We start from the raw sequence: 3,616 nt of genomic DNA on the forward strand, positions 1-3,616 counted from the left end.
AACGGCGTATGTAGGATCGTGCGCGGGCAGGCGGCATTTATATAAGCCTTGATTGTTTTTTTATGATGCGTGGGTGTTAACACCTATGCAGGGCTCCTTATTGCCTATGAAATCGTGTTGGTTTTGTGCGTCGTTTCTCTTTGTTGCATTATTGGCACGCATTTTTTAGGATTATGTTGACTTATGAGGGGAACCTAACGATAGTGTCGGCACACGATCACAAGCGTTGCGATTTTCGTTCAGTGCCGTGCCTTTTCCGGCTCAGCGTTATTGTTCTACTGTCCCCTCCTTGATTGATTCGTGACCTCCGGGCATTTGCCCATTATCTCTAGGAAATACAGTATGGAAACCGGCGTCGTTAAGTGGTTCAATTCGGAAAAGGGTTATGGCTTCATCACCCCGGAAGCGGGTGGCAAGGATCTGTTCGCTCACTTCTCCGAAATTCAGGGCTCGGGCTTCAAGTCTCTGGAAGAGAACCAGCGCGTCAGCTTTGTGACGGCCAATGGCCCCAAGGGCCCGCAAGCCACGAAGATCCAGGTCCTGTAAGGTCCTGAGTTTTCGAGAAAAAGCCCCCTCGTGGGGCTTTTTTTATTTTTGCATGACGGTTTTTGGTCCGCCGGTTATTCAATGCGCAATATGGGGTAATCCCTAAACACAGTATTCTTTGGCTATTCGGGCAAGCGGCCATTCAACAGCCGCTGTCATCTTCCGCAGGATAGTGCCGCCATGATTTCATCCTCTTCCATGCCCCACGCCCCGCAGCCCCAGGATGTGGTTTCGTTTTGGCTTGATGCGGGCCCGCAACAGTGGTTCAGCAAGAGCGCCGAGTTCGACGCCCTGTTCCGTCAGCGTTTCGAGGGCGCGCACTTCGCGGCGGCGGCGCGGCAACTGGATGGCTGGCTGGAAGAGCCCGCAGGCGCGCTGGCGTTGATGATCCTGCTGGACCAGTTTCCCCGCAATGCGTACCGGGGCACGGCGCACATGTTCGCCACCGATCCGCTGGCGCAGTACTTTGCCGACCGCGCGATCGCGGCGGGGCATGACCTGGCCGTCGACGCCCGGCTGCGGCAGTTCTTTTATCTGCCGTTCGAGCACGCCGAAAACCTGCCGGCGCAGAATCGCGCCGTCGCCCTGATGGAGCCGCTCGATGCGGACTCGTTGCGCTGGGCGGTCCTGCATCGGGACATCATCAAGCGTTTCGGACGCTTCCCGCATCGCAACGCCGCGCTGGGCAGGCAGACGACCCAGGCCGAGCAGGAGTTCCTCGAATCCGGAGGCTTCGCCGGCTAGGAACGGGGTGCCGGGCATTGGGTATCTTTGTGTATCCACCCATGGCGACTTGAAAATATCGGGCCTGGAGAGGCCCGCCGCCGTGTCCGTCACTAGTCCGCATGCAAGGGGGCGGACGCATATTTGACGATTTTCGAGGTTCGCCAATACACTGGGTTCAGCGAGATTTTCAAGCGACGCGGTCTGCGTTTCTTCTGTCGCCGTCAGTGGTACTGCGGTTGCTTCCTCTCCCATCCTTGATGATCTGGCGCCCCGCGAGCAATCGCTTTTCATAGGTCAAGGACATTCCATGGCAACCGGCATCGTTAAGTGGTTCAACGCCGAGAAGGGGTATGGCTTCATCATGCCCGACGACGGCAGCAAGGATCTTTTCGCTCATTATTCCGAGATCCGCAGCGAAGGCTACAAGTCGCTGCAGGAAAACCAACGCGTCACGTTCGACGTAGGCACGGGGCCGAAGGGCCCCAGCGCAAAGAACATCAAGGTCGCGGCCTGATCTACGCCGGGCAGCGCTGCGGGCCAGCCCGGCGCTCCGCCCATAAAAAAGCCCCCAAGCGCAATGCCTGGGGGTTTTTTTTGGGCAGCTAGCCATGCGCGCCGCAGGGGAGGGCTCCAGCCTTTTCAGTGCTTCGCGTGGCCGGCCGGAGTCGACAGCTTGTCGACCAGCGCGATGCCCAGCGCCGAAAGAATGAACAGGCCGTGGATGATGGTCTGCCACATCACGCCGGCCTCGGAGAAGCGGGCGCTGGGCGTGCCCAGCGTGCCCGCCTCGATGAAGGTGCGCAACAGGTGGATCGACGAGATGCCGATGATGGCCATCGCCAGCTTGACCTTGAGCACGCTGGCGTTCACATGGCTTAGCCATTCGGGCTGGTCGGGATGGCCTTGCAGGCGCAGGCGCGATACGAAGGTTTCGTAGCCGCCCACGATCACCATGACCAGCAGGTTGGAGATCATGACCACGTCGATCAGGCCGAGCACCAGCAGCATGATCTCCATTTCCCCGAAACTGGTGGCATGCGTCAGCAGGTGCCACAGTTCTTTCAGAAACAGCATGACGTAGACGCCTTGCGCAACGATCAGCCCCAGATACAGGGGCAGTTGCAGCCAGCGGGAACTGAAGATCAGCCCGGGCAGCAAGCCCAGGCGGGGAGGGGTGTTGGAGATCATGGTGGGTGCGAGCCGTGTTGTGTGTGCGAAAAAAGCGGGCGCAATTCTATCAACGCCGCGCGGCCGCGGACATCGGTTTTTTTGGGAGGCGCCGTCGCCCTTGGGGCCGCGGCTATCACGATTGCGCGTGTCTTGCCGGGGTTTTGTGTAAGGAAAACTGGCATTTGCGAAACTGTGTGCCGAAACGTTCAGAGCGCATTGGCGATATATAGAATTGCCGCCTCGTTGGCATAGAGCCAGTCAAGAGGAGTTTGTTCCCATGAAGATCCGCTACGCCGTTGCCGCGCTGGCCGTCGCGCTTGCCCCTTATTCCGCCTCGCATGCGTTGGACATCGGAGGGTTGGTGGGCGCCGGCAGCAAGGTCGTCCAGGCCGCCACGTTGAGCGACGCCGAAATCAAGACGCTGTCGGACAAGGCCTGCGCCCAGAGCGACTCGCAAGAGAAGATCGCCGCGCCCGGCAGCAAGTACGACGCCCGCCTGCAGAAGATCGCCAAATCGCTGGGCGGCACGGTGAACGGCCAGAAGGCCAGCTACAAGGTCTACATCACGAAGGACGTCAACGCCTGGGCCATGGCCAATGGCTGCATCCGCGTCTACAGCGGCCTGATGGACATGATGACCGACGACGAAGTGATGGGCGTGGTCGGCCACGAAATCGGCCACGTGGCGCTGGGCCACAGCAAAAAGGCGATGCAGACCGCCTACACGGTTTCCGCCGCGCGCGACGCCGCGGGCGCCGCCGGCGGCGCAACGGTTGCCGCCCTGAGCTCCTCGCAGCTCGGCGACCTGACCGAGAAGTTCATCAATGCGCAGTTCTCGCAGTCGCAGGAAAGCGCTGCCGACGATTACTCCTTCGATCTGCTGCAGTCCAAGAAGCTGAACACCCGCGGCCTCGTGACCGCGTTCCAGAAGCTGGCGGAACTGGACGGCGGCAAGAGCGATATGATGAGCTCGCACCCGTCCTCGGCCAAGCGCGCGCAGCACATCGAAGAGCGCATCGCCAAGGCAAAATAAGGCGGTAACAAGGCGCCGGAAGGCGCTTTTTCTCCCCATCCGGGGCGGAAAACGGGGCGCGAGCATCCGGACTTATCCGGGTGCTCGCGCCTCTTTGCGTCAGGGGTCCGGAAGTTTCCGGTAAAATGGCGCGTTTATCCG

At 60.1% G+C, this 3,616-nt stretch carries 5 protein-coding genes; 4 read left to right on the forward strand and 1 reads right to left on the reverse strand.

What is annotated here, in order from left to right; all coding sequences use genetic code 11:
• The first annotated feature begins 342 nt into the window (after positions 1-342).
• The 3 genes from ACN6PJ_RS31240 (at position 343) to ACN6PJ_RS31250 (ending at position 1,786) form a co-directional block, all read left to right on the forward strand.
• Entirely contained in the window at positions 343-546 is a 204-nt protein-coding gene (locus ACN6PJ_RS31240; protein WP_006220190.1) for a cold-shock protein, read from the forward strand.
• Positions 547-726: 180 nt separating this feature from the next.
• Positions 727-1,290 carry a DUF924 family protein gene (locus ACN6PJ_RS31245; protein ID WP_427999499.1) on the forward strand — a complete coding sequence of 188 codons (564 nt, stop codon included), beginning with the start codon at positions 727-729 and terminating at the stop codon, positions 1,288-1,290.
• A 289-nt stretch (positions 1,291-1,579) separates the two neighbouring features.
• Positions 1,580-1,786, forward strand: coding sequence for a cold-shock protein (locus ACN6PJ_RS31250; protein ID WP_042794090.1), 207 nt, complete (start codon positions 1,580-1,582; stop codon positions 1,784-1,786).
• Between the two features lie 125 nt (positions 1,787-1,911).
• Here ACN6PJ_RS31250 and ACN6PJ_RS31255 read toward each other — a convergent pair whose 3' ends face one another.
• Positions 1,912-2,460: a TIGR00645 family protein gene (locus ACN6PJ_RS31255; RefSeq protein ID WP_427999500.1), complete on the reverse strand. Its 549-nt coding sequence runs from the start codon at positions 2,458-2,460 to the stop codon at positions 1,912-1,914.
• Positions 2,461-2,719: 259 nt separating this feature from the next.
• Between ACN6PJ_RS31255 and ACN6PJ_RS31260 the strand changes: the two genes are divergently transcribed.
• Positions 2,720-3,475: a M48 family metalloprotease gene (locus ACN6PJ_RS31260; protein WP_043547627.1), complete on the forward strand. Its 756-nt coding sequence runs from the start codon at positions 2,720-2,722 to the stop codon at positions 3,473-3,475.
• Positions 3,476-3,616 lie beyond the last annotated feature (141 nt).

It is taken from the genome of Achromobacter sp. (assembly GCF_050285585.1).
Taxonomy (GTDB): Bacteria; Pseudomonadota; Gammaproteobacteria; order Burkholderiales; family Burkholderiaceae_B; genus Achromobacter.